16 protein-coding genes are annotated in these 23,038 nt (G+C 68.0%); 10 read left to right on the top strand and 6 right to left on the bottom strand.

What is annotated here, in order from left to right:
* The first annotated feature begins 89 nt into the window (after positions 1 to 89).
* On the top strand, positions 90 to 527 hold the full coding sequence (locus DS843_RS14995; RefSeq protein ID WP_208852246.1) for a response regulator: 438 nt from the start codon (positions 90 to 92) through the stop codon (positions 525 to 527).
* Between the two features lie 7 nt (positions 528 to 534).
* Here the strand turns inward: DS843_RS14995 and DS843_RS14990 are convergent, their stop codons facing one another.
* A complete protein-coding gene (locus DS843_RS14990) occupies positions 535 to 906 on the bottom strand; it encodes a c-type cytochrome (protein ID WP_149469690.1) in 372 nt (123 codons plus the stop codon).
* Positions 907 to 1,238: 332 nt separating this feature from the next.
* On the opposite strand from DS843_RS14990, the gene DS843_RS14985 reads away from it, so the two are divergent.
* Positions 1,239 to 4,076 carry a carbohydrate-binding domain-containing protein gene (locus tag DS843_RS14985; RefSeq protein ID WP_149469689.1) on the top strand — a complete coding sequence of 946 codons (2,838 nt, stop codon included), beginning with the start codon at positions 1,239 to 1,241 and terminating at the stop codon, positions 4,074 to 4,076.
* A 71-nt stretch (positions 4,077 to 4,147) separates the two neighbouring features.
* Here DS843_RS14985 and DS843_RS14980 read toward each other — a convergent pair whose 3' ends face one another.
* The 5 genes from DS843_RS14980 to DS843_RS14960 all read right to left on the bottom strand — a co-directional run bounded on the left by DS843_RS14980 (position 4,148) and on the right by DS843_RS14960 (position 12,748).
* Positions 4,148 to 5,494, bottom strand: a complete 1,347-nt coding sequence (locus DS843_RS14980) for an O-antigen ligase family protein (protein WP_149469688.1) — start codon at positions 5,492 to 5,494, stop codon at positions 4,148 to 4,150.
* Positions 5,491 to 6,747 carry a glycosyltransferase family 4 protein gene (locus DS843_RS14975; RefSeq protein ID WP_149469687.1) on the bottom strand — a complete coding sequence of 419 codons (1,257 nt, stop codon included), beginning with the start codon at positions 6,745 to 6,747 and terminating at the stop codon, positions 5,491 to 5,493. Before DS843_RS14975 ends, DS843_RS14980 begins: the two co-directional genes overlap by 4 nt.
* Entirely contained in the window at positions 6,734 to 8,011 is a 1,278-nt protein-coding gene (locus DS843_RS14970) for a lipopolysaccharide biosynthesis protein (protein ID WP_286192111.1), read from the bottom strand. The genes DS843_RS14975 and DS843_RS14970 overlap by 14 nt, the downstream gene beginning before the upstream one ends.
* On the bottom strand, positions 8,008 to 10,269 hold the full coding sequence (locus tag DS843_RS14965; protein ID WP_167525316.1) for an NAD-dependent epimerase/dehydratase family protein: 2,262 nt from the start codon (positions 10,267 to 10,269) through the stop codon (positions 8,008 to 8,010). The genes DS843_RS14970 and DS843_RS14965 overlap by 4 nt, the downstream gene beginning before the upstream one ends.
* 127 nt (positions 10,270 to 10,396) lie before the next feature.
* A complete protein-coding gene (locus tag DS843_RS14960) occupies positions 10,397 to 12,748 on the bottom strand; it encodes a GumC family protein (RefSeq protein ID WP_149469685.1) in 2,352 nt (783 codons plus the stop codon).
* A gap of 560 nt (positions 12,749 to 13,308) precedes the next feature.
* Here DS843_RS14960 and DS843_RS14955 point away from each other — a divergent pair.
* The 8 genes from DS843_RS14955 (at position 13,309) to DS843_RS14920 (ending at position 22,979) form a co-directional block, all read left to right on the top strand.
* Entirely contained in the window at positions 13,309 to 14,256 is a 948-nt protein-coding gene (locus DS843_RS14955) for a UDP-glucuronic acid decarboxylase family protein (protein ID WP_149469684.1), read from the top strand.
* A 62-nt stretch (positions 14,257 to 14,318) separates the two neighbouring features.
* Positions 14,319 to 15,923 (top strand): undecaprenyl-phosphate glucose phosphotransferase, encoded by a 1,605-nt coding sequence (locus DS843_RS14950; RefSeq protein ID WP_167525315.1) that lies wholly within the window; start codon positions 14,319 to 14,321, stop codon positions 15,921 to 15,923.
* A 50-nt stretch (positions 15,924 to 15,973) separates the two neighbouring features.
* Positions 15,974 to 17,053 carry an NAD-dependent epimerase/dehydratase family protein gene (locus tag DS843_RS14945; protein ID WP_149469682.1) on the top strand — a complete coding sequence of 360 codons (1,080 nt, stop codon included), beginning with the start codon at positions 15,974 to 15,976 and terminating at the stop codon, positions 17,051 to 17,053.
* Positions 17,050 to 17,856, top strand: coding sequence for a WecB/TagA/CpsF family glycosyltransferase (locus DS843_RS14940; protein WP_149469681.1), 807 nt, complete (start codon positions 17,050 to 17,052; stop codon positions 17,854 to 17,856). Before DS843_RS14945 ends, DS843_RS14940 begins: the two co-directional genes overlap by 4 nt.
* 198 nt (positions 17,857 to 18,054) lie before the next feature.
* Positions 18,055 to 19,311 carry a glycosyltransferase family 4 protein gene (locus tag DS843_RS14935; RefSeq protein ID WP_149469680.1) on the top strand — a complete coding sequence of 419 codons (1,257 nt, stop codon included), beginning with the start codon at positions 18,055 to 18,057 and terminating at the stop codon, positions 19,309 to 19,311.
* A gap of 60 nt (positions 19,312 to 19,371) precedes the next feature.
* Positions 19,372 to 20,451, top strand: a complete 1,080-nt coding sequence (locus DS843_RS14930; RefSeq protein WP_149469679.1) for an SDR family NAD(P)-dependent oxidoreductase — start codon at positions 19,372 to 19,374, stop codon at positions 20,449 to 20,451.
* A 27-nt stretch (positions 20,452 to 20,478) separates the two neighbouring features.
* Positions 20,479 to 21,462 carry an NAD-dependent epimerase/dehydratase family protein gene (locus tag DS843_RS14925; protein ID WP_149469678.1) on the top strand — a complete coding sequence of 328 codons (984 nt, stop codon included), beginning with the start codon at positions 20,479 to 20,481 and terminating at the stop codon, positions 21,460 to 21,462.
* A gap of 65 nt (positions 21,463 to 21,527) precedes the next feature.
* On the top strand, positions 21,528 to 22,979 hold the full coding sequence (locus DS843_RS14920; protein WP_149469677.1) for a UDP-glucose dehydrogenase family protein: 1,452 nt from the start codon (positions 21,528 to 21,530) through the stop codon (positions 22,977 to 22,979).
* The last annotated feature ends 59 nt before the right edge of the window (positions 22,980 to 23,038 follow it).

Below are 23,038 nucleotides of genomic sequence, written 5' to 3'. Positions count from 1 at the left end.
TACCGTCATTGTGGAAATCCACCGGGGTTCCGCTATCATTGCGTCGTGTTCGGGATCGCCCGGAAGCGGCCAAAGCAGGAATCCGTGACATGAGCAGCGCCCCCTTCCACATCCTTCTGGTCGAAGACGATCCCGCCGATGCCGGGTTGGCGAAGCGGGCGATCCGGCAAGGGCGCATCCTGTGCGATGTGCATCATGCCGTCGATGGGGTGGAGGCCCTGGCCTATCTGCGCCGCGAGGGGGAGCGCTACGCCAACGCGCGGCGCCCGGACCTGATCCTGCTGGATCTGAACATGCCGCGGCTCGACGGGCGCGGCGTCCTGACGGCCATCAAGCAGGATGTGGAGCTGCGCGGCATCCCGGTGGTGGTCCTGACCACCTCCGACGTGGACCGCGACGTGGAAGCGATGTACCAGCTCGGCGCCAACAGCTTCGTGACGAAGCCGCTGGACCTGCAGGACTTCTTCTCAGTCATCAGCGGGCTGGAGAACTACTGGTTCGAGATCGTCAAGCTTCCGGCGAAATAGCGGGGCCTCACCGCGCTCCCCTTTTCAGGGTCATCAGATAGGCCACGATGTCGTCCGTCTCGTCCGTAGTCAGCCGGATGTTCGGCATGAGCGGGTGCGAGGTCCGCAGGTAGCTGCGCAACGCCAGTTCGGTCATTGCCGGGTCGGTCATCCGCTCGGTCAGGTCGGGCGCTGTGGCGTCCTCCTCCATCGGGGGCGGCTTGGCGGGCTTGCCCGCCGTCACCCGGTGGCATTCCCCGCAAATCTCCTCCGCCAGCCGCCGGCCATAGCCGACGCTGCCCGGTCCATCCGACATGGCCCCCTGCGGGACGGCCTGCGCCGTGGTCGCGGTCGGCAACAGAAGCGTCGCGGCGGAGACGATCAGTATGGCGGCCCGCATGACGGCGCCTCCCTCCGGATGCTGCGGGAACCATCAGAAAACACTGATAATCAGGTAGGGTAGGACAATACCGGCGGTGTTGTCCATTCTTCGGACGGGATAGGACAGAACTCACAAACGTACGCTATGCGCCCGATGATGCGGTTCTTGATGTTGAAAAGATTTCCTTTTGAAAAACAAAGACCTCCCGGAGTCTTCGCAAAAGAATCACGGAATCTCACAAAAATGCCCCGCCAGAGACGCGGCGCGAATTGGTAGGAGGGGCATATGCCAAAGGGCGAAAACGCCAAAAACTCATACCAGAAGCTGAGACCTAAAGAGAGTATTGACACATGGCCAATCTGTACGGACCGAAGACGCTGACGGCTCCCGCTGGTGCGATCGTCATCGCACCGGGCGCCAACATCCAGTCCATCGTCAACAGCGCTCCCACCGGCGCCAACTTCTGGCTTCAGCCGGGCGAGTACCGCCTCCAGTCGATCACTCCCAAGGACAATCAGACCTTCATCGGGGCCGAGGGCGCCGTGCTGAACGGGTCGAAGCTGCTGACCGGCTTCACCCAGGAGAGCGCCGGGCGCTGGGTGATCGGCGGGCAGACCCAGCAGGGCGAGCGCCGCGAAACGGACAAGGCCAGCCCTGACGCGATGCGCGGCGGCTATCCGGACACCGTCTACATCGACAACAAGGCTCTGACCCCGGTGGATGCGCTGTCGAAGCTGAAGGCGGGGACCTTCTACTTCGACTACAACGCCGACAAGATCTACATCGGCGACAACCCGGCGGGGCACAAGGTCGAGGCCGGAGTGACGGCTCATGCCTTCAGCGGCACCGCCGACAATGTGACCATCAAGAACCTCGTCATCGAGAAGTACGCACCGCCGGTGCAGCACGGCGCCATCCAGGGCGACGTCGGCTGGACCATCCAGGACAACGAGATCCGGCTGAACTACGCGGTCGGTGCCACGTCGCAGGACGGCAGCAAGTTCATCGGCAACTACGTCCACGACAACGGCGAGATGGGCCTGGGCGGGGCCGGGGCCAAGATCCTGGTCGAAGGGAACGAGATCGCCCGCAACGGCGCTTGGTCCGGCATCGACGTGTTCTGGGAAGGCGGCGGCACCAAGTTCGCCTACACCACCGACCTCGTGGTTCGCGGCAACTATTCGCACGACAACACCGGCTTCGGGATGTGGACCGACATCGACAACGTCGGCGCGCTGTATGAGAACAACCTGCTGGTCGGCAACAGCGGCGGCGGCATCACGCACGAGATCAGCTACGACGCCGTCATCCGCAACAACGTGCTGATCGGGAACGGCGCCAAGCCGCAGGCCGAAGGCTGGCTGTGGGGCGGGTCCATCCAGATCCAGAACTCCCAGAAGGTCGAGGCCTACGGCAACAAGATCGACATCACCGGGGTCAAGGGCGCCAACGGCATCGTGATGATCCAGCAGGATCGCGGCGGCGGGGAGTTCGGCACCTACACCACGACCAACAACAAGATCCACGACAACATCACCGTTTCCAGGGACGGCAACGGCCAGTCGGGCGGCGTGGCCGATTTCAATGAAGCCGGCATGCTGAACGGCGGCAACCAGTGGGACAACAACACCTACTACATGCCGGACGGCGACCGTTGGCGCTGGGGCGATTTCCCGGAAGGCGACACCTGGTCCGCCTACATGAACGCGACCACGCAGGATGAGCATTCCACCCTGTCGCAGGCCTATCCGTCCACCGCCGGCTGGTCGTCGGTCCTTCCCACCACGCCGACCAACCCGCCGGCCCCTCCGGCCCCCCCGGCCCCAACCCCGGGCGACACCACGCCCCCCACGGTCAAGGTGACCATCGCCGACACCAGCGTGACCAAGGGCGAGGCGCCGCTCGTCACCTTCGCCTTCAGCGAGGCGGTGAAGGACTTCGCCCTGACGGACACGACGGTGAAGGGCGGCGCGCTGAGCGGCCTCAAGGCTGTGAACGCCTCCACCTACACCGCCGTCTTCACGCCCTCCGCCAGCACGAAGATCACCGACGCCAACGTGGCGGTGAAGGCCGGCAGCTACGCCGACCTCGCCGGCAACGCGGGCAAGGCGGGGTCCGCCGGTTTCGCCGTGGACACGGTGACCACGACGCCGACCGTCCCGACGACTCCCACGGCCAGCGTCACGACGATCAAGGTCAACGCCTCCGGCTCCGCCGCGGGTGGGGTGAACGCCCACTTCAAGCTGCTGGTGGACGGCAAGGCCATCGGTGACGCCACGGTCGGCACGACGGCGAAGGACTACAGCTTCACCACCAACCTGACCGCCGGGCAGCCGCACAAGGTGCAGATCCAGTACGACAACGACGGCTTCGTCAACGGCCAGGACCGCAACCTGTTCGTCAACAAGATCACCATCAACGGCACCGCCCACAACCCGACCGACGGCATCGTCACCTACGACAAGGGCGCGCTGGACGGCAAGGACGTGGTGAAGGGGCAGTCGTCCCTGTGGTGGGGCGGCACGCTGGTGGTGGACGCTCCCGCCAAAGAATTCCCCGCGGGCAGCACCCAGCCGCAGAGCGGTCCCAGCACCACGACGATTACCGTCAACGCCTCCGGCGCCGCCGCGGCCGGGGTGAACGCCCACTTCAACCTGCTGGTGGACGGCCAGAAGATCGGGGAGGGGGTGGCCGGCACCACGGCCAAGGATTACAGCTTCTCCACCAGCCTGACCGCCGATCAGGCGCACAAGGTGCAGATCCAGTACGACAACGACGCCGTCGTGAACGGGCAGGACCGCTCCCTGTTCGTGAACAAGGTCACCATCAACGGCAAGTCCGTCACGCCCACCGACGGCATCGTCACCTACGACAAGGGTGCGCTGGACGGGAAGGACGTGGTCAAGGGGCAGACGTCGATGTGGTGGGGCGGCACGCTGGTGGTGGACGCCGACAAGAGCTTCTTCCCCTCCGCCACCCCGGCCGGGGACGCCACCGCCCTGGCGCAGGACGCCGGAACGGACAGCGTGTGGAGCCACGTTGCGGCCCAGCAGGCGGCCACCGCCCCGGCGGCTCTGGCCGAGGCGGCGGCAACGGCCGGCAACCTCTACGGCGCTACCCTGAGCGACGTGGGCTATGACCCGCTGCTCGACCATGCCGATCCGTCGCTGTTGAGCCATGCGGCGTAAGGCGGCGTCGTAAGGATACGGTCGCGAAGGGCGGGGGCCGCAAGCTCCCGCCCTTTCCGTGTCGGCGGGCGTCAGGGTGCCGCCTGGCGGAGCGGGCGCCTTCGGTCCGCGATCTCCGAGCGGTGGATCAGGCCGGCGGCGATGCCCGTCCCGAACAGGACCCAGAACCAGATGCCCAGCATCGGACCTTCCAGAGCCACGTCGAACGAGGCGTTGATGACGATGGACAGCCAGTAGCAGAGCAGGAAGACGAACAGCCGGGCCCAGGCGCGGTCGCCGTGCCGGCGGGCCAGCAGGAAGGCGCGGACCATGAAGGCCACCCAGCTTCCCAGCAGGGCCACCCACAGCAGGAAGCCGGGAACGCCGGCGCGGGCCAGGATCGTCATGTGCGCGTTGTGCGGGCTGCGCAGCACCTGCGCCTCCTCGGCGTCGATGACCTGGAAGCCGTCGTCGTCCGCCAGATTGATGCCGAACCCCTTGCCGTTCCAGAAATAGTCGCCGTGGACGGTGTAGCCGACGATCTTGTCCCACCACATGATCCGCCATTGCTTGGTGCCGTCCAGGCTGGCGGTCTCGGCGGAGCCGGCGATGCTCATCAGGTTGGTTGCGATCTGGTCGACGGACAGCTTCCGCGACGACACCTCGATCTCCAGGTTCAGCAGGGCCGCGATGACCACGGTGACCACGCCGATCATCAGCAGCGGGGCGAGTTGCCGGCTGCGCGGCACCATGGCCAGCGCGATGCACAGCGGCACGACGATGGCGAGTGTCCCGCCGCGGCTGTGCGCGGCGACCATCGCCATGCCGACCACCAGCAACCCCAGTTGCAGCAGGTTGAGGCGGCGGAACCCCAGCAAAACGAACAGCGCTATTCCGGCGAAGTGCACGCCGACCTCGCCCGGGCGCAGGCTGATCATGGGGACGTTGTAGCGCGGCCATACGGGAAGCTGGGATTGGAGAAGCTGAAAGCCCGGATAGAGGATCGGCATGACCGTCACGAACAGAACCGCGAAGCCGCCATAGGCCAGGACGAGGCGGCGCAGCCGCTCGGGGTCGTCGTACAGCACGGCGATGATGATGAAGGCGAACAGGCCATACATGACGATCACGCTGTCGCGCAAGGCGTCGAAGCTGTAGAGGCCGAAGAAGGGAATGGTTCGCGCCAGGACCCAGACGATCAGGATCGCCAGCAGCGTCCCCGGCAGGCTGGACAGCGTCGCCACGATGCCGCCGGTCCGCAGCATGACGAGAAGGCCGGACAGCAGAAGGATTTCCCCGATGAAGAAGGGCGGAATCCCGATGTAGGCGAAGCCGCGCCCGGCCAGCGTGTAGCCCAGCAGGACCGCCATCAGGAATCCCAGATAGAGGTCCGCCGCCCGTGCCCGGCTGCGCTTGGGTGTGGAGAGGACCGCGCTCATGACGGGCGTCCATAGGCCGCGGCGCGCAGCCGCGCGGCGATCCGCCCCCAGTCGCCGATCCCCGCCACCATGCGGTGCGCGTTGGCCGCCATCTCCCGCCAGCCGCCGGGGCCGGTCCTCTCGGCCCGCGCCAGCGCGTCGGCCACCGCCTCCGCCGTCAGGGCGGGCACGCCGAAACCGGCGCCGTGGGTCTCCACATAGGGGACGAGCCCGGTCTCCCGCGTCACGATCAACGGCAGGCCGGACAGCGCGGCCTCCAGGCAGCCGGTCGGCATCACGTCGAACCGGGACGTCAGGGCGAAGTAATGCCAGCCCGCCATCATCGCCGCCTTCTCCGCGCCGAAGACCGGGCCATGCACGCGGATGCCGGTGCCGAGCCCGTGGGCATCGGCGAGCCGTTCGATGTCGGCGCGGGCGGGACCGGACCCGGCCAACTCCAGAACCCCGCGCCCGCCGGCCCGGCGGTAGGCGGCGAAGCCCTCGATCAGCAGGTCCACGCCCTTGTGCTCGATCTCGTAGCGCGCGCAATAGCCGAAGGTCAGCCGGTCGGCGTCCGGCGCCGTTCGCGGAACCGGCGCGGGAAGGCCGCCGCGCAGCGCCGACCAGGCGGTGTTGGGCAGCAGGCGGACGGCGGCGGTGGGGGCCACCCTGCGGACGAGGGCGGCCTCGTCCTCGGTGATGGCGTGGACGAAACGGGCGCGGGCGAAGGCCGGACCGTCGACGAAGCGCATCCAGGCGGCGGGCAGGCGGCGGCGCACCCGACCCGAGAGGTCGTAGATGTGGGAACACTGGCCGTGCAGCGTCACGCCATAGGCGACGCCGCGCCGGTGGAGCCCGCGGGCGAGCGCCGCGAACAGCGGCTTCACCGCGCCGTGGATGTGCACCACCGTGTCCGGCCCGGCGCCGTCCAGCAGATGGTCCAGCGTCGCGTCCGCGATGGTCAGCGACCGTCCGGAAAGCCGCGGCCCGCCGAGGGAAAAGCGCTGCGCCGGGCAGTCCGCCGGAATGCCGGTCAGGGCGCCGGGATCGTCGGAGAACAGGAACAGCCGCGCGTCGTCGCCCATGGCGCGCTGCTCCGCGATCAGGCAGCGCACCACGTTGTGCAGCCCGTTCGCGGAGGAGGGGTGGGCGATGGCCGGCTGGATCACGACGTGCCGGAGGTCGAGCGGGCGCAGCCCGGCGCCCTTCATAGCAAGGTTGGCCGCAGCGAAGTTGGCCACAGCGAAGGCGGCGCTGCCATCAGCGGGCGACATGGGCGGTCCTCGTCTTGGAAAGATAGTATTGGGCGGCGCCGACGCGCAGCACGCTGGAGAAGAGCAACGCCATGCACACCCCGGCGACTCCGTACATCGCCGCCAGCGGACCGACCGCCGCGAACACCGCGAGCGTGCCGACGACGTTCACCACGAGCGCGAACTGGCTGCGCTGCACGCCGTAGAAATAGGAGCAGACCATCTCCGCCAGATAGCCGGTCAGCGCCCCGATGGAGAGCAGGCGCAGCGCCAGCTCCTGGTTCGCGTAGGGCGACATCGTGCCGTAGACGATGTGCAGCACCTGATCGGGGACCAGCAGCGCGAGGCTGTAATAGACCAGCAGCGGCGCGCCGCCGATGACGACGTAGCCGCGGATCGCCAGCCACGCCTGCTCGTCCGGATGAAGCGCTCCGGCGCCCTCGGACACGGCGCTGCGCCCCCGCGCGGCGAGTTGCGGGACGAGGTTGCCCATGCCGATGATGATCGGGTTGGCGATGTTCACCAGATTGAGCACGGCCTGGAACGCCGCCGTCGAGGCCATGCCGTCCATTGCCGCCATCAGCCAGACGAGGCTCTGCACCCGCAGCATCAGAAACAGGTTGTTGGCGAGCGCCCAATGGCCGATGGACCAGAAGCGGCGGCAGACGCCGGGCAGTTCCGACAGGCCGCCGAAGCCGGGGCGCAGTATGGCGAAATGGATGACCGCCCCAGCCAGCGCCGGACCGGTCATGGCGACGAACACCCGCTCCAGCGTCAGGTGGCCCCCCAGCGCCATCAGGTGCAGCACCGCGACCTGGCCCAGATAGGTGACGCTGTCCCCCCACAGCGCCTTGTCGTGCTTCAGGCCGGACATCAGCCCGCGCCGCCCGATCTCCTGCGCCTGCCAGACGACGAAGTAGAGCACGGCGGGACCCACCAGCTCCGGCATGCCGAGCCCGTAGCCGACCAGAGACAGGATGCCGGACAGCGGCAGCAGCGATCCGGCGGTCAGGACGACGGCGCGGCCCGCCAGGGTCCGGCGTTTCGCCTGGTCCAGCACCGCGCCTTCCACCGACAGCGGGTACTGGATCAGGCTGACATTGACGACCTGGAGCGCCAGCAGGACCGACAGGAAGAACACGAAGGTCCCGTATTCCTGCGACGGGAAGGTCCGGGCGAGCAGGATGTTGATGGCGAACATGCCCAGGCTGACCACGCCCTGGTCGGCGAGGGTCCAGAAACTGCGGGTGAGGGACGCTGGCAGGGACGCCGGGATCATCTTCATGCGCTGCCGACCCGCGTCGTCTCGGTTGGCAGGGGGGTGGGCAGGGAGGAGGGGAGACGATCCTCGTTGGCGGGCCGGGACGCGGGGGCGGTGCGCGGCACGTCCCGGTAGGCCCAGCGCAGATACTCGGCGGTCAGCGCCATGCCGTCCTCGAAGGTGAAGCGCGGCTCGTAGCCCAGCAGGCGCCGCGCCTTGCCCAGATCGATGATCGCCTTGGCCTGATAGAGCGCCAGCTTTTGCGCGTCGGGCAGCCAGAGCTGGTTGCGGCCGGCCTTCTTCTTCAGGAAGTAGTGGACCATCACAAGATGGCGCAGCCGCGGCGGCAGGTTGTCGAACCCGGCCTGGAGCACCCGGCGGGCCGGGCGCCAGCGCACGATGATCTGGATGATCTTCTTCGGGTCCTGAAGCACCATGGCGATGTCGCGCCGCAGGCTCTTCATCTCCTTCCGGATCGCCTCCGCGGGCTGGAAGCGCAGGCTGTCCACGCCCAACGCCTCCTGGAAGCGCCCGAAGACGGCGGCCCAGGGGGGAGCGTCGGGGCCGGAGATGACGAAGCGCTCGCCCACGGCCTGCGGGCTGCGGGTCGCCGCGATCATCGCGTCCACCAGATCGTCGATGTAGACGGCGTTGCACAGCCCGCTCTCCTGCGGCAGCACCACGGTGCCGCTCAGCAGCATCTCGGCGGGGGCGTTCGTCCAGGGTTTGCAGAAGGGGCCGTAGACGATGGAGGGCTGAAGCACCACCCCCGGCAGGCCGCGCTCCCGCGCCGCGTCGAGGACCATCCTTTCCAGGTCCAGCTTGTTCTGCACGTAGCTCCAGGCCCGGTCGCCGTCGCGCGTCTCCTCCGACAAGGGGCCATCGGGCAGCGGTTCGTAGACGGAGAAGGTGCTGAGATGGACGAAGCTCTTCACCCCATGGGCGAGGCTGGCGTCGATCAGCGCCGACATCCCGTCCATGTTCTGGCGGCGCGACCGCACGTCGTAGGCGCAGTGGAAAACCCAGTCGGCGCCGGCCACCGCCTTGCCGATGGCCTCGCGGTCCAGCAGGTCGGCCCGGACAATCTCCACCGGGAAGCGGGCCAGACGCACCGCCTGCGCGATGTCGCGCACGATGCAGCGGACCTTGGCCCCGTGCTCCAGGCACAGCCGCTCGACCAGCCGCCCGCCGATGAAGCCCGCGGCGCCCGTCACCACGACGGTCGGGCCATCTTTTTGGGGAGATGCCGTATGGGATGAGGGTGCCACGGTTCCTTCCACCCAGGGCAGGGCGAGCGGCTTGCGGTCGGCGTAGCAGCGTTCGATCAGCGCGGTGGAGGACAGGGCGTCGCGCCCGCCGACGGTGGCCTCGCGCCCCTCGCGGATCGCGTCGGCGAAATCCTTCAGTTCCGCCTGGAACAGGTCGCCGAAGATCTGCGGCGGGATGTGGTTGGCCGAGAAGCCGTCATGGACGAAATCCAGGATCTGTGGCACGTCCGAGGCGATCTGGTTCTCGTAGAGATGGGCCTCGACGCTGCCCTTGGTGCCGAAGACGCGGATGGTGTTGCGCAGGGCGCGGGTGCGGCTCAGCTCCAGCGTGCCGGTGGCGCCGGACGCCATGGTCAGGGACAGCCGGCAATCGGACTCCAGCCCGCCGTAGCTGTCGTCGCGGTATTCGACCTCCGCAGCCTCCCCGAACCACCACAGCAGAAGGTCCAGCGTGTGCGAACCGGTGTCCAGCAGCACGCCGCCGCCTGCACCGTCCCGGCGCAGCATCGAAGGCGAGCTGATGCCCCAGTTGTAGACGAAGCCCTCCCGGGCCTCGAACCGCAGAATGCGGCCGAGCTGGCCGGACTCGATCAGCGCCTTCAGCCAGCGGATGCCGTTCACGTAGCGGCGCATCAGCCCGACCGCCAGAACCGCCTTGCGCTCCTCCGCCGTCCGCACCATGCGCTCGGCGTCGGCCAGGGTGACGGCCAGCGGCTTTTCCATGAAGACGTGCTTCCCGGCCTCCAGCAGGCTCTGGCCGATCGGCGCGTGGAACATCGGCGGGGCGGCGACCAGCGCCGCGTCGAACCGGTCCGCCGCCTCCCGCCAGTCCGCCACGGCGACGGGAGCGCGGTTGCGGCCCAGCATGGCCTGCACCGCTTCCAGCCGGTCCGGCGAGGGATCGACGAGCACGCTCGGCCGCCAGCCCAGGCGGAGCAGCGCCGGCAACAGGTGATGACTCACGATGCTGCCGCAGCCGATGATGGCGAGCCGCGGGAACTCGGCGTTGGTCATGGAATCCTCGCTTTTCTTGATACCCCCTCTCCCCTCCGGGGAGAGGGTTGGGGTGAGGGGGATGCGCATGTGCCGGACGTAGCGCCCCGGCAGGACCCCCTCACCGGCCCTGGGAGGGGAGGAGGGCCTAGGTGTGGCGCGCGGGCGCGTGCAGGGCGTAGTAGTAGGCCTCGTCCTTGTGGCCGTACTTGACGTGTTTGGACGCGACGACCCGCGACAGCACGACGCCGCCGACCGGGGTGTCGACCGATTTCAGCTTGTTGAAGCCGGCCATGACGGTGTCCAGCGGGGTGTGCTGCCAGCGGACGACGTAGATCACGCTGTCGGCCAGGAAGGACAGGGCCAGCGCGTCGGAGAACAGCATCACCGGGGCGCTGTCGATCACCACCACGTCGAAGTTGTGGCGCGACCATCCGATCAGGTCGCTCATCGCCTGCGAGCTGATGCGGTCGTGGGCGTCGGCGGCCCCGGCGATGTTGCCCAGAACGCTGAGGTTGGGGGACTCCTGGTGGAGCAGGTCGTCGATTCCGACGCGCCCGTCCAGCAGGTCGGCGACGCTGCCTTGCGGCTGGTAGCCCATCATCTTGGCGATGGAGGGGCGCCGGAAATCCGCGTCGATCAGCAGCGTGTTCAGCCCCAGCCCGGCCAGCGACCGCGCCAGATTGGCGGCAAGCACCGACTTGCCTTCCTTGGGAAGGGAGGAGGTGACCAGCAGCACCTTGGGCGGCGTTCCCCGCTTGCGCGGCATGCAGGCCATGGTCCGCACCGTCTGGATCGCTTCGCGGAAGGCGCCGATCTCGCGCGCGCGGCGGCTGTCGGGGTGCAGGGCCAGGCTCCAGGCCGCCTCGTTGCGGGGAAGCGACGGAACCATGCCGAGGCAGGGAACGCCGGTCGCCCGCTCCACCTGGGTCGGCGTGCGCAGGCCGGAGCTGAGCCGCTCCAGCAGCAGAACCAAGGCCACCGCCAGCGCCGTGGAACCGACCATGCCGACGCCCAGCGACATGCGGAGCTGCGGGAAGGCCGGGCGGATCGGCGGCAGGGCCGGGGCGCTGAGATGCGCGTCGAGCGCTCCGGTGTTCCTCAGCGCCAGCGTCTGCTCGTAACGCTCGGCGAGGCTGCGTTGCAGCGTGCGGTGCGCATCGGCGGCGCGTTCGAGGTCGCGGAGCTGGATGCCGGTGGCCTCGATGTCCTTCTGCTTCTCCTGAAGCTCGGCGATGCTCTTCAGCAGGGTGGCCTCGCGGATGCGCGCGACCTCAAGGTCGGCGTCCAGACCCTTCTGGATCTTGCCCATCTCGTCGCGGATGCGGGCCTTCAGTTCACCGATGCCACGACGCAGATTCACGATGTCCTGGTGCTTGTCGCCGTAGACCTGCTGAAGTTCGGCCAGCCGGCGCTCCAGCATCGCCTCCGCCTCGCGCAGCTTCTGGATCAGCGGGGAGGCGAGAACCTCCGGGATCGCCGCGGTGTCGTTGGCGGCGGTCTGGTCGCGGGCCTGACGCACGCGCGCCTCCGCCGCCGCCTTCTGCGCCTGCGCGGCGGTCAGTTGGGTGCTGATCTCGTTCATCTGCTGCTGGACCATGTTGCGCCCGTCCGGGGGCAGTTCCAGCAGGCCGTTTTCCTTGCGGAAGCTGCGGATGGCCTCCTCCGCGCCGCGCACGGCCTCGCGTGCCTGGACCAGCCGCTCGCCGAGCCACCGGTTGACCTGCTCCGTCAGGTCGCGGTTCATCTCCGTCCGGTAATCCAGATAGGCTTGGCCGAAGGCGTTGGCGATGGCCGCGGCCTTGACGGGATCGACCGAGGACGCCTCGATGATGATGGTGTAGGAGCGGTCGTCGTTGCGCGCCTCGATCCGGCGCAGCAGCGTGTCGATGGTCATCAGGCGGGCCTGATCGGCGTCCTGGGCGACGGGGACGTCCTCCGCGCGGAACAGGGCGGTCATCTCCTGCACGAACCGGCGCAGGACGTCGTTGCCCTCCGGCGGCAGGGCGCCGATGCCGGCCTTGGTGACGCGCTTCAGCCAGTGCTCGTCGGTGCCGTCGGACGCCTTGAGCATCGGGTTGAATTCGGGATCGCGCAGCAGGTCGAGCTTCTCCACCACCCGCTCCGCCAGCGCACGGGAGCCGACGATGGACACCTCGCTGCGGACGACCGGCGCCTCGGGCGTCAGGTTGGACACGACCGACTTGAATTCCGCCAGTTCGACGCGCCGGGAATCCAGTTGCACCATGGCGGTCGCCCGGTACATCGGCTTCAGCGACTGCATCACGTAGGTGATGGTCGCCGTTCCCAGAAGGACGATGGCGAGCATCAGCAGCTTGCGCCGCCACAGCACGGCCAGCGTGGCGAAGACGGTCGCCTCCTGCCGGCCGCGGACATCGGAGGACTCCCCGGCGCCGGATTGCAGAAGACTGTCCGGAAGGACGCTGGCGTGCGCCTCGTGGCCTGGAAGCGTCCCGCCTTTGCCGATCGAAGAATTCACGTCGTCGCCCCTTTCGTCTTGCTGGCTGGAGGCCCGGCTAAGGATGGGTGTAAACGATGCGCTTCGGCCTCTTGGTTTTCCTTGCAGATAACCGGCAATTCCGGCGTCTTTTAAAGAAAAGGGCCGATCAGTGGCTGATCTTGAATCTGGTCTCCGGCCTGAGAAACCGTTGCCGGACAGAATCCGAGTACCGTGAATGGCGCCACGCAACAATTGAAAAAAAGAAGGGCACTCCGTCGCTGTGCTTACGACCGCCAACGTCAAAAATAATCATGTCCGCTACTCCGTCCGCGTGTTTGACCGTCAACACCGTGGCGGTCACAGTTTGCCGGGTGCAGCGGAGCCGGTTCATGCTCCGATAAACCGCACAATTCCGAACATAGACGTGCATTCCTGTGCAAAAGACCAAGTGCCGGTCCATTCCGCATAGCGTAATGCTGCGTTCCGTCATCGGATTTTAAAGTAATTTCAGGAGCGGCTCGGCGCCGAGAACTTCGTGCGGAGCCGCGGCCCGGTCGCATTCCCTGGTCAATCCCGGTCAATCCTCAAGGAGAGGCTCAATGACGTCCACGACCACGCGCGTTCTTGTGACAGGTGGCGCCGGCTTCATCGGATCGCACCTGTGCGAGCGTCTTCTGGCCGCCGGGAAAGAGGTCCTGTGCGTCGACAACTACTTCACGGGATCAAGGGCTAACATCGCGCATCTGCTGGACAACCCGAACTTCGAGGCGATGCGCCACGATATCACCTTCCCCCTCTATGTGGAGGTGGACGAGATCTACAATCTGGCCTGCCCGGCCTCTCCCGTGCATTACCAGTTCGACCCGGTGCAGACGACCAAGACGTCGGTGCACGGCACCATTAACATGCTGGGCCTCGCCAAGCGGGTGAAGGCGACGATCCTCCAGGCTTCGACCAGCGAGGTCTATGGCGACCCCTTCGTCCATCCGCAGCGCGAGGATTATTGGGGCAACGTGAATCCCATCGGCCCGCGCGCCTGCTACGACGAGGGCAAGCGCTGCGCCGAGACGTTGTTCTTCGACTACAACCGGCAGCACAAGGTCTCCATCAAGGTCGCACGCATCTTCAACACCTACGGTCCGCGCATGAATCCGAACGACGGGCGCGTGGTGTCGAACTTCATCGTGCAGGCGCTGAAGGGCGATCCCATCACGATCTACGGCGACGGGTCGCAGACGCGCTCCTTCTGCTACGTCGACGATCTGGTCGAGGGGCTGCACCGCCTTATGGAGACGGACGGGACGGTGACCGGTCCGATCAACCTCGGCAATCCCGGCGAGTTCACCATCCTGGAGCTGGCGGAGACCGTCGTCCGGATGACCGGCTCCCGCTCCCGGATCGAGCAGCGGCCACTGCCCCAGGATGACCCGCGGCAGCGCAAGCCGGACATCACGAAGGCCAACGCGTACCTGAAATGGATGCCGCACGTGCCGCTGGAAGAGGGGCTGGAGCGCACCATCGCCTATTTCTCCAAGACCTATTTCTGAGCGCGCCGCCGCCGCATCGCCGAAGGTGCGGCGGCTTGGGATGGGCCAACAGGGAACGACGGATGTTCGAACTCCCTTCACGAAACAGCTCGGCGAAGCCGGATTACGGCACGCGCATGGGGGGCACGCGCATGGGGGTGGCCTTCCAAAGACCCCGGGCGTCCGTATCGTCGGTCGCGGCGGCGGCCTCCGCCCCCGTCCTGCTGTGCGGGCTGGTGGCCGTGGATCTGTTGATGATCGTCGGGTCGGGGCTGGCGGCGGAGGGCATCTCCGCCCGCCTGCTGCGCACGGCGCCCGCCGAACCGGGCCTTCTCTCGGGCCTCGTCAGCACCGGGATCGGCCCGCTGGCGGTGCTGTCGCTGATGTGCTTCTACACGGCGGGCTGCTACCGGAACCTGTTCCCCAAGGGCGCGCGGCGGACCATCGGGTCCCATGCCGGGCCGCTGTTCGGGGCCTGGACGGCGGCCTTCCTGGTGCTCGTCCTCATGCTGGGCGTGACCGGCGATCTGCGGCGGCTGAACACGGCTGCCGCGGGAACGCTGTGGCTGTGGTACGCGCTCGGCCTGTTCGGGCTGACCGCGTCGCGCGGCCTGATCCTGCGCGCGGCGCGCGACTGGAATCTGGCGGGCGGTCTGCGGCGGAGAACCCTGCTGGTCGGCACCAACGATCTCGCCTTCGAGTGGCTGGACCGGCTCCAGCGGGCGGAAGGGGCGGGCTATCAGGTGGTCGGTGCGGTGTCCACCACGGCGGACCGGCCCTCTTCCCCTTCGTCTGCACCGCTGTCCACTTCGCCGCTGTCCACTGCCCGGCTGGCCGGTGTGCCGGTGCTGGGAGGCGTGAACGGTCTGGTCGAGCAGGTGCGCAAGAACCGCATCGACCTCGTGGTGGTGGCCCTGCCCTGGAGCGCCGAGGCCGAGATCAACGACATCCTGGAGCGTCTGCGCGTCCTCGCGGTGGACGTCCGCCTGCTGCCGCATCGGCTGATCGCCCGCACGGCGGGTCTGTCGGTCGATGCGACGGCGGGCATTCCGCTGCTGGGAGTCATCCATCACCCGCTGGCCGGCTGGCGCGGCGTGCTGAAGCGGTCGGAGGATCTGCTGATCGGTGGTGCGGCTCTCGCCGTGCTGGCGCCGGTGCTGCTGTTGGCCGCCGCGGCGATCCGTCTGGAAAGCCCGGGGCCGGTGCTGTTCCGCCAGAAGCGTTTCGGCTTCAACAACGAAGAGTTCGAGATCTGGAAGTTCCGCACGATGCACACCGACCGCGGCGACCAGTCGGGCGCGCAGCGGACCGTGCGCAACGACCCGCGGGTCACGCGCATCGGGCGCTTCCTGCGGCGCACGAGCATCGACGAGCTGCCGCAGCTCTTCAACGTGTTGCGCGGCGACATGTCCATCGTCGGGCCGCGGCCCCACCCCGTCGCCATGAAGGCCGGGGACGTGCTGTACCACGAGGCGGTGGAGAACTACGCCTGCCGCCACCGCGTGCGCCCCGGGATCACCGGCTGGGCGCAGGTGAACGGGCTGCGCGGCGAGATCGACAACCTCCACACCGCCGCCCGCCGCGTCGAGCACGACCTCTACTACGTCGACAACTGGTCCCTGGGGCTGGACGCCGAAATCATGGTGCGCACCGCCCTTCTCCTTTTCTGGGACCGCAACGCCTACTGACCAAAAAGCCCCTGCTGAACCAAGAAGCAACCGCTAAGGAGTTTGACGCCATGTCCGTCGCCCTTGTCACCGGTTCCTGCGGATTGATCGGGTCGGAGAGTTGCCTGCATTTCGGTGCGCTGGGAATGGACGTCGTCGGCATCGACAACGACATGCGGCGGACCTTCTTCGGCGACGAGGCCTCGACCGCGTGGCAGCGCCAGACCCTGGAGCAGACGCTGCGCCAGCGCTACCGCCACCACGCCATCGACATCCGCGACGCCGCGGCCATCGACGCGCTGTTCGAGCGGCACGGCTCGGCCATCTCGCTCATCATCCACACGGCGGCCCAGCCCTCGCACGATTGGGCGGCGCGCGATCCGCAGATGGATTTCTCGGTGAACGCCAACGGCACGCTGAACCTGCTGGAGGCGGCGCGGCGCCATTGCCCGGACGCGGTGTTCATCTTCACCTCGACCAACAAGGTCTACGGCGACACGCCGAACCGCCTGCCCCTGATCGAGACCGAAACCCGCTACGAGATCGACCCGGCGCACCGCTACGCCGGGGGCATCGCCGAGGACATGTCCATCGACGCCACCCTGCACAGCCTGTTCGGCGCCTCCAAGGTGGCCGCCGACGTGCTGGTGCAGGAGTATGGCCGCTATTTCGGCATGAAGACGGTGTGCTTCCGCGGCGGCTGCCTGACCGGGCCGAACCATTCGCCGACGCAGCTTCACGGCTTCCTGGCCTATCTGATGCGCTGCGCCGTCACCGGCACGCGCTACGACGTGATCGGCTACAAGGGCAAGCAGGTCCGCGACAACATCCACAGCAACGACCTGATCGCCGCCTTCCACGCCTTCCACGAGGCGCCGCGCAGCGCGGAGGTCTACAACATCGGCGGCGGGCGGGCGAGCAACTGCTCCATCCTGGAGGCGGTGGCGCTGTGCGAGGAGATCACCGGCCGCCCCATGTCCCTGGCCTTCAAGGAGGCCAACCGCATCGGCGACCACATCTGGTGGGTCAGTTCGCTCGACCGGTTCCGGTCCCACTACCCGTCCTGGGACATCCGGCACGACGTGCGCAACATCCTCACCGACATTCACGACAGCAATCGGCGCCGCTGGCGCGTGGAGGCCGTGGCATGATCGACCATGGAAAAAAGGAAGTGCTCGGCGTCTACGTCAACGCCGTCGATTACGAGGCCGGCGTGCGCGCCATCATCGACGCGGCGGAACAGCAGAAGCCCTTCGCGGTCAGCGCGCTCGCCGTGCACGGGGTGATGACCGGGGCGCTCGACCCCGAGCACCGCTACCGCCTGAACGCCATCGACCTCGTGACACCGGACGGCCAGCCGGTGCGCTGGGCGCTGAACCGGCTGCACGGCGCCGCCCTGCCGGACCGGGTCTACGGCCCGAACCTGATGCTGCGCACCTGCGCGGCGGCGGCGGCCAAGGGGCTTCCCATCTACCTCTACGGCGCCACGGCGGGTCTGCTCGACACGCTGACCACGGCGCTGACGGAGCGCTTTCCGGGCTTGATCATCGCCGGCGCCCGCCCCTCCGCCTTCCGCACCCTGAGCGCCGAGGAGCGCGAGGCGGTGGACCGCGAAATCATGGAGTCCGGCGCCCGGATCGTCTTCGTCGGGCTGGGCTGCCCGCGCCAGGAGACCTGGGTCTACGAGCACAAGGCCGCGCTGTCCATGCCGCTGATCGCGGTGGGCGCCGCCTTCGACTTCATCGCCGGGAAGCAGCCTCAGGCGCCGATGTGGATGCAGAACGCCGGGCTGGAATGGCTGTTCCGACTGTCCACCGAGCCGCGGCGGCTGTGGCGGCGCTACGTCATGCTGAACCCGGCCTTCCTGTTCCTGCTGGCCTGCCAGGCGGTGCGGATGCCGCTGGTCCGCAGCGGCGAGGCGCGTCGTCCGAAAGGAGAGCTTCGATTTGGCTAGATGATGGCCGTTTCTTCGCAGTTGCCAAAGAGAAGTGGCGTTTTTATAAATGAAAAACCAGCCGATGCTGTGAGCATGTTTGCCGTTTTTAAAATGAAACGGTCCGACATCGGCGGATGTACCTGAGCGATCCCAGAACATCGACATGAGCCGCGGCCAAGACGGTCCGCGATTCCATGACAGTCGAGGATTCCTGCGATGAGCCTGAAGATCCTGTCGGCGATCGTCGTCCCGCCGCATCTGGCGGTCAGCGGCGCCAGCAAGGCGGCGGAGAAGCTGAGCGTCGCGTTGCAGGCGCACGACCACATCGACATCGCGAACATGGGCATGGCGAGCCGGGTTCCGATGGACCTCGGCAAGCCGGGCGAACGGATCGAGGTGCCGACCTCCACCCCCTTTGCCACCCCCTTCATCGGGCTCGATTCCGTCCTGCCCAACCGCGCGAAGACCCTGTTCTACCGGTCCGGCATTCCGGCGCTGATCCGCGACGGGTCCTATGATCTGGTCCACATCCACAACCCGATCCCGGCGCTGGAGATGATGCGGGTGGCCCGCGCCTGCGTGGCGAAGGGCGTGCCCTATGTGGTGTCCACCCACGGCTTCGTGGAAATCAGCAACCCGACGGCCTTCCGGCGCATGGACGCGGCACGGCGGCTGGCGTGGGACCTGCTGATCGACCGCCCGGTCCGCTACGTGGTGCGCAACGCCGCGGCGATCTGCGCGATCTCCCCGGTGGACCTGCCCATCGTCCGCGATTTCGGCTTTACGGGGGAGGACATCGCGGTCGTCCCCTACGGCGTGGACCGCCCGCAGGATTGGGGGGCGCCGACCCCGGCGGACCGGGACATCCACCGCAAATTCGGCATTCCGGAGCGCGAGGAGGGCGGCGGCCCCTTCACGGCCTTCTTCCTGGCCAACCACACGGCCAACAAGGGGCTGGGCGTGCTGCTCGACGCCTTCGTGGGGCTGCCCATCCCCTTCACGCTGATCGTCGGCGGAGAGAAGCGGGACTTCGTCGATTACGAGGGCTACCGGCGCCGCTGCGGCCCGGGCCAGACCATCCACTTCACCGGCAATCTGGCCGAGGCGGAGGTGGCCGCCATGTTCCGCCGCTCCGACCTGTTCGTCTTCCCGACCCTGGCCGACACCTTCCCCAACGTGATCCTGGAGGCGATGGCCTTCGGGGTTCCGGTGGTGGCGAGCCGGGTAGGCGGCATCCCGCACCAGGTCGACGAAGACTGCGCGGTCATCGTCGAGCCCGGCGACCCGCAGGCCCTGCGCGCCGCCGTCGAACGGCTGGCCGCGGACCCCGAGCGGCGGGTGCGGATGGGCCGCCATGGCCGCCAGCGCGCCACGCAGCGCTTCGATTGGACAGTCGCCGCCGCCGACACGCACCGGCTGTACGAGGCGGTGATCCGCCGCCCCGCGGGCGCCGCCGTCCTGAAGGCCGCCTGAAACAAGGCCGCTTCAAACCCTGCCCACCCGCTAAAAGCCGCAGAAATGGAGAAGAACACGATGGAAGGCAAGACGCTCGTGACCGGCGGGGCCGGCTTCGTCGGCTGCAATCTGGTCAGGAACCTGCTGGAGGACGGGCGCGACGTCGTCGTCCTGGACGCCCTGCTGCGCCCGGGCAGCGAGCGGAACGCGGCGTGGCTGCAAAGCCTGAACGCCGGGGCCCGCCTGACCTTCATGAAGGCGGACGTGCGCGACTACGCCGCCGTCAAATCCTGCATGGCCGGGGCGGAGGAGGTCTATCACCTCGCCGGGCAGGTGGCGGTCACCTCGTCGCTGGACGATCCCCGCACCGACTTCGACATCAACGCGCTCGGCACCTTCAACGTGCTGGAGGCGGCGCGCCGGATGAAGAACCCGCCGAAGGTGGTCTTCACCTCGACCAACAAGGTCTATGGCGGGCTGGAGCATGTGGCGGTGGAGCAGACCGGCAGCCGCTACCGCTTCGTGGACCGCCCGCTCGGCGTTTCGGAGACGGAGCCGCTGGATTTCCATTCGCCCTACGGCTGTTCCAAGGGGGCGGCGGACCAGTATGTGCGCGACTACGCCCGCATCTACGACCTGCCGACCGTGGTCTTCCGCATGAGCTGCATCTACGGCCCGCGCCAGTTCGGCAACGAGGATCAGGGCTGGGTCGCGCATTTCATCATCTCGGCGCTGGCCGGGCGGCCCATCCACATCTACGGCGACGGCATGCAGGTGCGCGACGTGCTGTTCGTGGAGGATCTGGTGCGCGCCTTCCGCCTCGCCACCGAGAAGATCGACGTCAGCCGCGGGCAGGTCTTTAACATCGGCGGCGGGCCGGAAAACACCATCTCGGTCTGGCGCGAGTTCGGGGAGATGCTGTCCACCCTGCGCGGCGAGCCGGTCGAGGCCGATTTCTCCGACTGGCGGCCCGGCGACCAGCCCTGCTACGTCAGCGACATCCGCAAGGCGGAGGAGGTCCTCGGCTGGCGCCCGCAGGTGGACCGCGACACCGGCATCCGCCGGCTGTGGGATTGGGCGGAAGGCTACCTCGCCCAGAACAGCCTGCCCACCGATCAGAGCCAGGTGGAAGCGGGCCGCATCGCCCTCAGCGCGTAACCCGAACCCTGTGCGGTGGAGAAACCAATGAACGTTCTTGTAACGGGCGGGGCCGGATTCATCGGGTCCCACATCACGCACCGGCTCGTGTCGCTCGGCCACCGGGTGTCGGTGATCGACAACGAGTCCACCGGGCTGCGTTCCAACGTGCCGGCGGAGGTGCGCTACATCCGCGGCGACGTGACGAACCCCGCCGACCTGGACCGGGCGTTCGAGGAGCTGCCCGACGCGGTGATCCACATCGCCGGGCAGGTGTCGATCATCCGCGCCTTCAGCAACCCGGTCGGCGACCTGCGCACCAACGTGGAAGGGACGGTGAACGTCCTCCAGCAGTGCGTGGAGCGCGGGGTGAAGCGTCTTCTCTACGCCAGTTCGATGAGCGCTTACGGCAACGCGGAGGTGGTGCCGACCCCGGAGGAGACGCCCTGTTCCCCGGTGTCCTACTACGGCGTGACGAAGTACGCGGGCGAGCGCTACGTGCATCTGACCGCGGCGCGGCCCGACCTGCCGGGCGGATTGGCCGTCACGTCCTTCCGCATGTACAACGTCTACGGACCGCGGCAGGCGGTGGACAACCCCTACCAGGGCGTGCTGGGCATCTTCCTGGGCAACATCATCCGGGGCGAGCCGATCCGCATCTACGGCGACGGCAGGCAGACCCGCGATTTCGTCTTCATCGACGACGTGGTGGACGCCTGGGTCGGCGCGCTCGACAACCCGGACAGCCACGGGAAGATCTTCAACCTGGGCAGCGGGCGGCAGACCAGCATCAGCGAGCTGGCGGACCTCGCGCTGGAGGCGCTGGGGCGGACGCGGGCGGACCATCCCGTGCTCCATCACCCCGAACGTCCGGGCGAACAGCGGAGCGTGCAGGCGGACGTATCCTACGCCGGGGCGGTGCTCGGCTGGACGCCGCGCACGCCGCTGGAGCAGGGGTTGGCGGAGACCGTGCGCTGGGCGCTGCGCGAGAACGGCCTGGACAATGGAATGGCGGAGCGCGCCGTGGCCTGACGGCCCTAGCGCCGAGCCGGCCCGGGACGGGGTCGGAAACGCCATCAAGGAATAGGAGCGGAACCATGCGGATCGCGGTTGTGGGGACCGGCTATGTCGGCCTCGTGTCCGGCGCCTGCTTTGCCGAATTCGGCATCGAGGTGTGCTGCGTCGACAAGGACGAAACGAAGATCCGGCGCCTGACGGGCGGCGAGATTCCCATCTACGAACCCGGCCTCGACGTCCTGGTGGCGCGCAACATGGCGGCGGACCGGCTGTCCTTCACCTCCGACCTCGCGGTCGCGATGCAGGGGGCGGACGTCGTTCTGATCGCGGTCGGCACCCCCTCCCGTCCCGGCGACGGCGGGGCGGACCTGACCTACGTCTTCGCGGCGGCGGCGGAGATCGCGCGGACCATGTCCCGCTACACCGTCATCGTCACCAAATCGACCGTGCCGGTCGGCACCGGGCGCCAGATCGCCGCGCTGGTGCGGGACGTCAACCCGCGCGCCGAGTTCGACGTGGTGTCCAACCCGGAATTCCTGCGCGAAGGCTCCGCCATCGGCGATTTCATGCAGCCGGACCGCGTGGTGATCGGCGCCGAGTCCGACCGCGCGCGATCGGTCATGGAGACGCTCTACCAGCCGCTGATCCGCGCCGGGACGCCCTTCGTGCGCACCGGGATCGAAACGGCGGAGCTGACGAAATACTCGGCGAACGCCTTCCTGGCCTTCAAGATCACCTTCATCAACGAAGTGGCTGACCTGTGCGAGCGGGTGGGGGCGGACGTGCAGGACGTGGCGGCGGGCATGGGGCTGGACGGCCGCATCGGGCGCCCCTTCCTGAACGCCGGGCCGGGCTTCGGCGGCTCCTGCTTCCCCAAGGACACGGAAGCGCTGGTCCGCACCGGGCGGCAGCACGACTCGCCGGTGCGGCTGATCGAAACGGTGGTGGACGTGAACCGGGCGCGCAAGCGGCAGATGGCCGCGCGGATTCTCCAGGCCTGCGGCCCCGACGCGGCGGGCAGGAGGATCGCGGTGCTTGGCATCACCTTCAAGCCCGACACCAACGACATGCGCGAGGCGGCGAGCCTGGAGATCATCCCGCTGCTCCAGGAGGCCGGCGCCACGGTCCATGTCTACGACCCCGCCGGCATGGAGGAGGGCCGCCATCTGCTGCCCGGCGTGGTCTGGCACGAAGACGCCTACGCCCCGCTGGCGGAGGCGGACTGCGTGACCATCCTGACGGAATGGAACGAGTTCCGCGCGTTGGACCTGGGCCGCGTGCGCAGCCTGATGCGGCGCCCGGTGATGGTCGATCTGCGCAACGTCTACGACCCGGCGGCCATGGCGGCGGAGGGGTTCCACTACTGCTCCGTCGGGCGGCGCGATGTCTGGCCCGAGAGCCTGCGCCCGGATACGGCGAAGCGGCGCAAGGCGGCGGAGGCCATGCTGCTCAGCAACAGCTTCGCGGGCGACGCCTGTGTGCTTCCCTTCTCCGGACGCCTTGCGGAGGCCGCTTCCGATCTGGCTGATTGACGCGGGCTCGATGCCCGCGGACGCCGGCCACGCACCGGTCCCCTGAACGGGCCGTCCCT

This window comes from Roseomonas genomospecies 6 (assembly GCF_008365375.1).
Taxonomy (GTDB): domain Bacteria; phylum Pseudomonadota; class Alphaproteobacteria; order Azospirillales; family Azospirillaceae; genus Azospirillum.
Note: the sequence above shows the minus strand (reverse complement) of the source record. Positions and strands in the feature narration are given on the sequence as shown.

Bases quoted from the DNA above. Each gene is read 5' to 3' on its own strand.
- DS843_RS14995 (WP_208852246.1), top strand. From the start codon at position 90: ATGAGCAGCGCCCCCTTCCACATCCTTCTGGTCGAAGACGATCCCGCC.
- DS843_RS14990 (WP_149469690.1), bottom strand. From the start codon at position 906: ATGCGGGCCGCCATACTGATCGTCTCCGCCGCGACGCTTCTGTTGCCG.
- DS843_RS14985 (WP_149469689.1), top strand. From the start codon at position 1,239: ATGGCCAATCTGTACGGACCGAAGACGCTGACGGCTCCCGCTGGTGCG.
- DS843_RS14980 (WP_149469688.1), bottom strand. From the start codon at position 5,494: ATGAGCGCGGTCCTCTCCACACCCAAGCGCAGCCGGGCACGGGCGGCG.
- DS843_RS14975 (WP_149469687.1), bottom strand. From the start codon at position 6,747: ATGTCGCCCGCTGATGGCAGCGCCGCCTTCGCTGTGGCCAACTTCGCT.
- DS843_RS14970 (WP_286192111.1), bottom strand. From the start codon at position 8,011: ATGAAGATGATCCCGGCGTCCCTGCCAGCGTCCCTCACCCGCAGTTTC.
- DS843_RS14965 (WP_167525316.1), bottom strand. From the start codon at position 10,269: ATGACCAACGCCGAGTTCCCGCGGCTCGCCATCATCGGCTGCGGCAGC.
- DS843_RS14955 (WP_149469684.1), top strand. From the start codon at position 13,309: ATGACGTCCACGACCACGCGCGTTCTTGTGACAGGTGGCGCCGGCTTC.
- DS843_RS14950 (WP_167525315.1), top strand. From the start codon at position 14,319: ATGTTCGAACTCCCTTCACGAAACAGCTCGGCGAAGCCGGATTACGGC.
- DS843_RS14945 (WP_149469682.1), top strand. From the start codon at position 15,974: ATGTCCGTCGCCCTTGTCACCGGTTCCTGCGGATTGATCGGGTCGGAG.
- DS843_RS14940 (WP_149469681.1), top strand. From the start codon at position 17,050: ATGATCGACCATGGAAAAAAGGAAGTGCTCGGCGTCTACGTCAACGCC.
- DS843_RS14935 (WP_149469680.1), top strand. From the start codon at position 18,055: ATGAGCCTGAAGATCCTGTCGGCGATCGTCGTCCCGCCGCATCTGGCG.
- DS843_RS14930 (WP_149469679.1), top strand. From the start codon at position 19,372: ATGGAAGGCAAGACGCTCGTGACCGGCGGGGCCGGCTTCGTCGGCTGC.
- DS843_RS14925 (WP_149469678.1), top strand. From the start codon at position 20,479: ATGAACGTTCTTGTAACGGGCGGGGCCGGATTCATCGGGTCCCACATC.
- DS843_RS14920 (WP_149469677.1), top strand. From the start codon at position 21,528: ATGCGGATCGCGGTTGTGGGGACCGGCTATGTCGGCCTCGTGTCCGGC.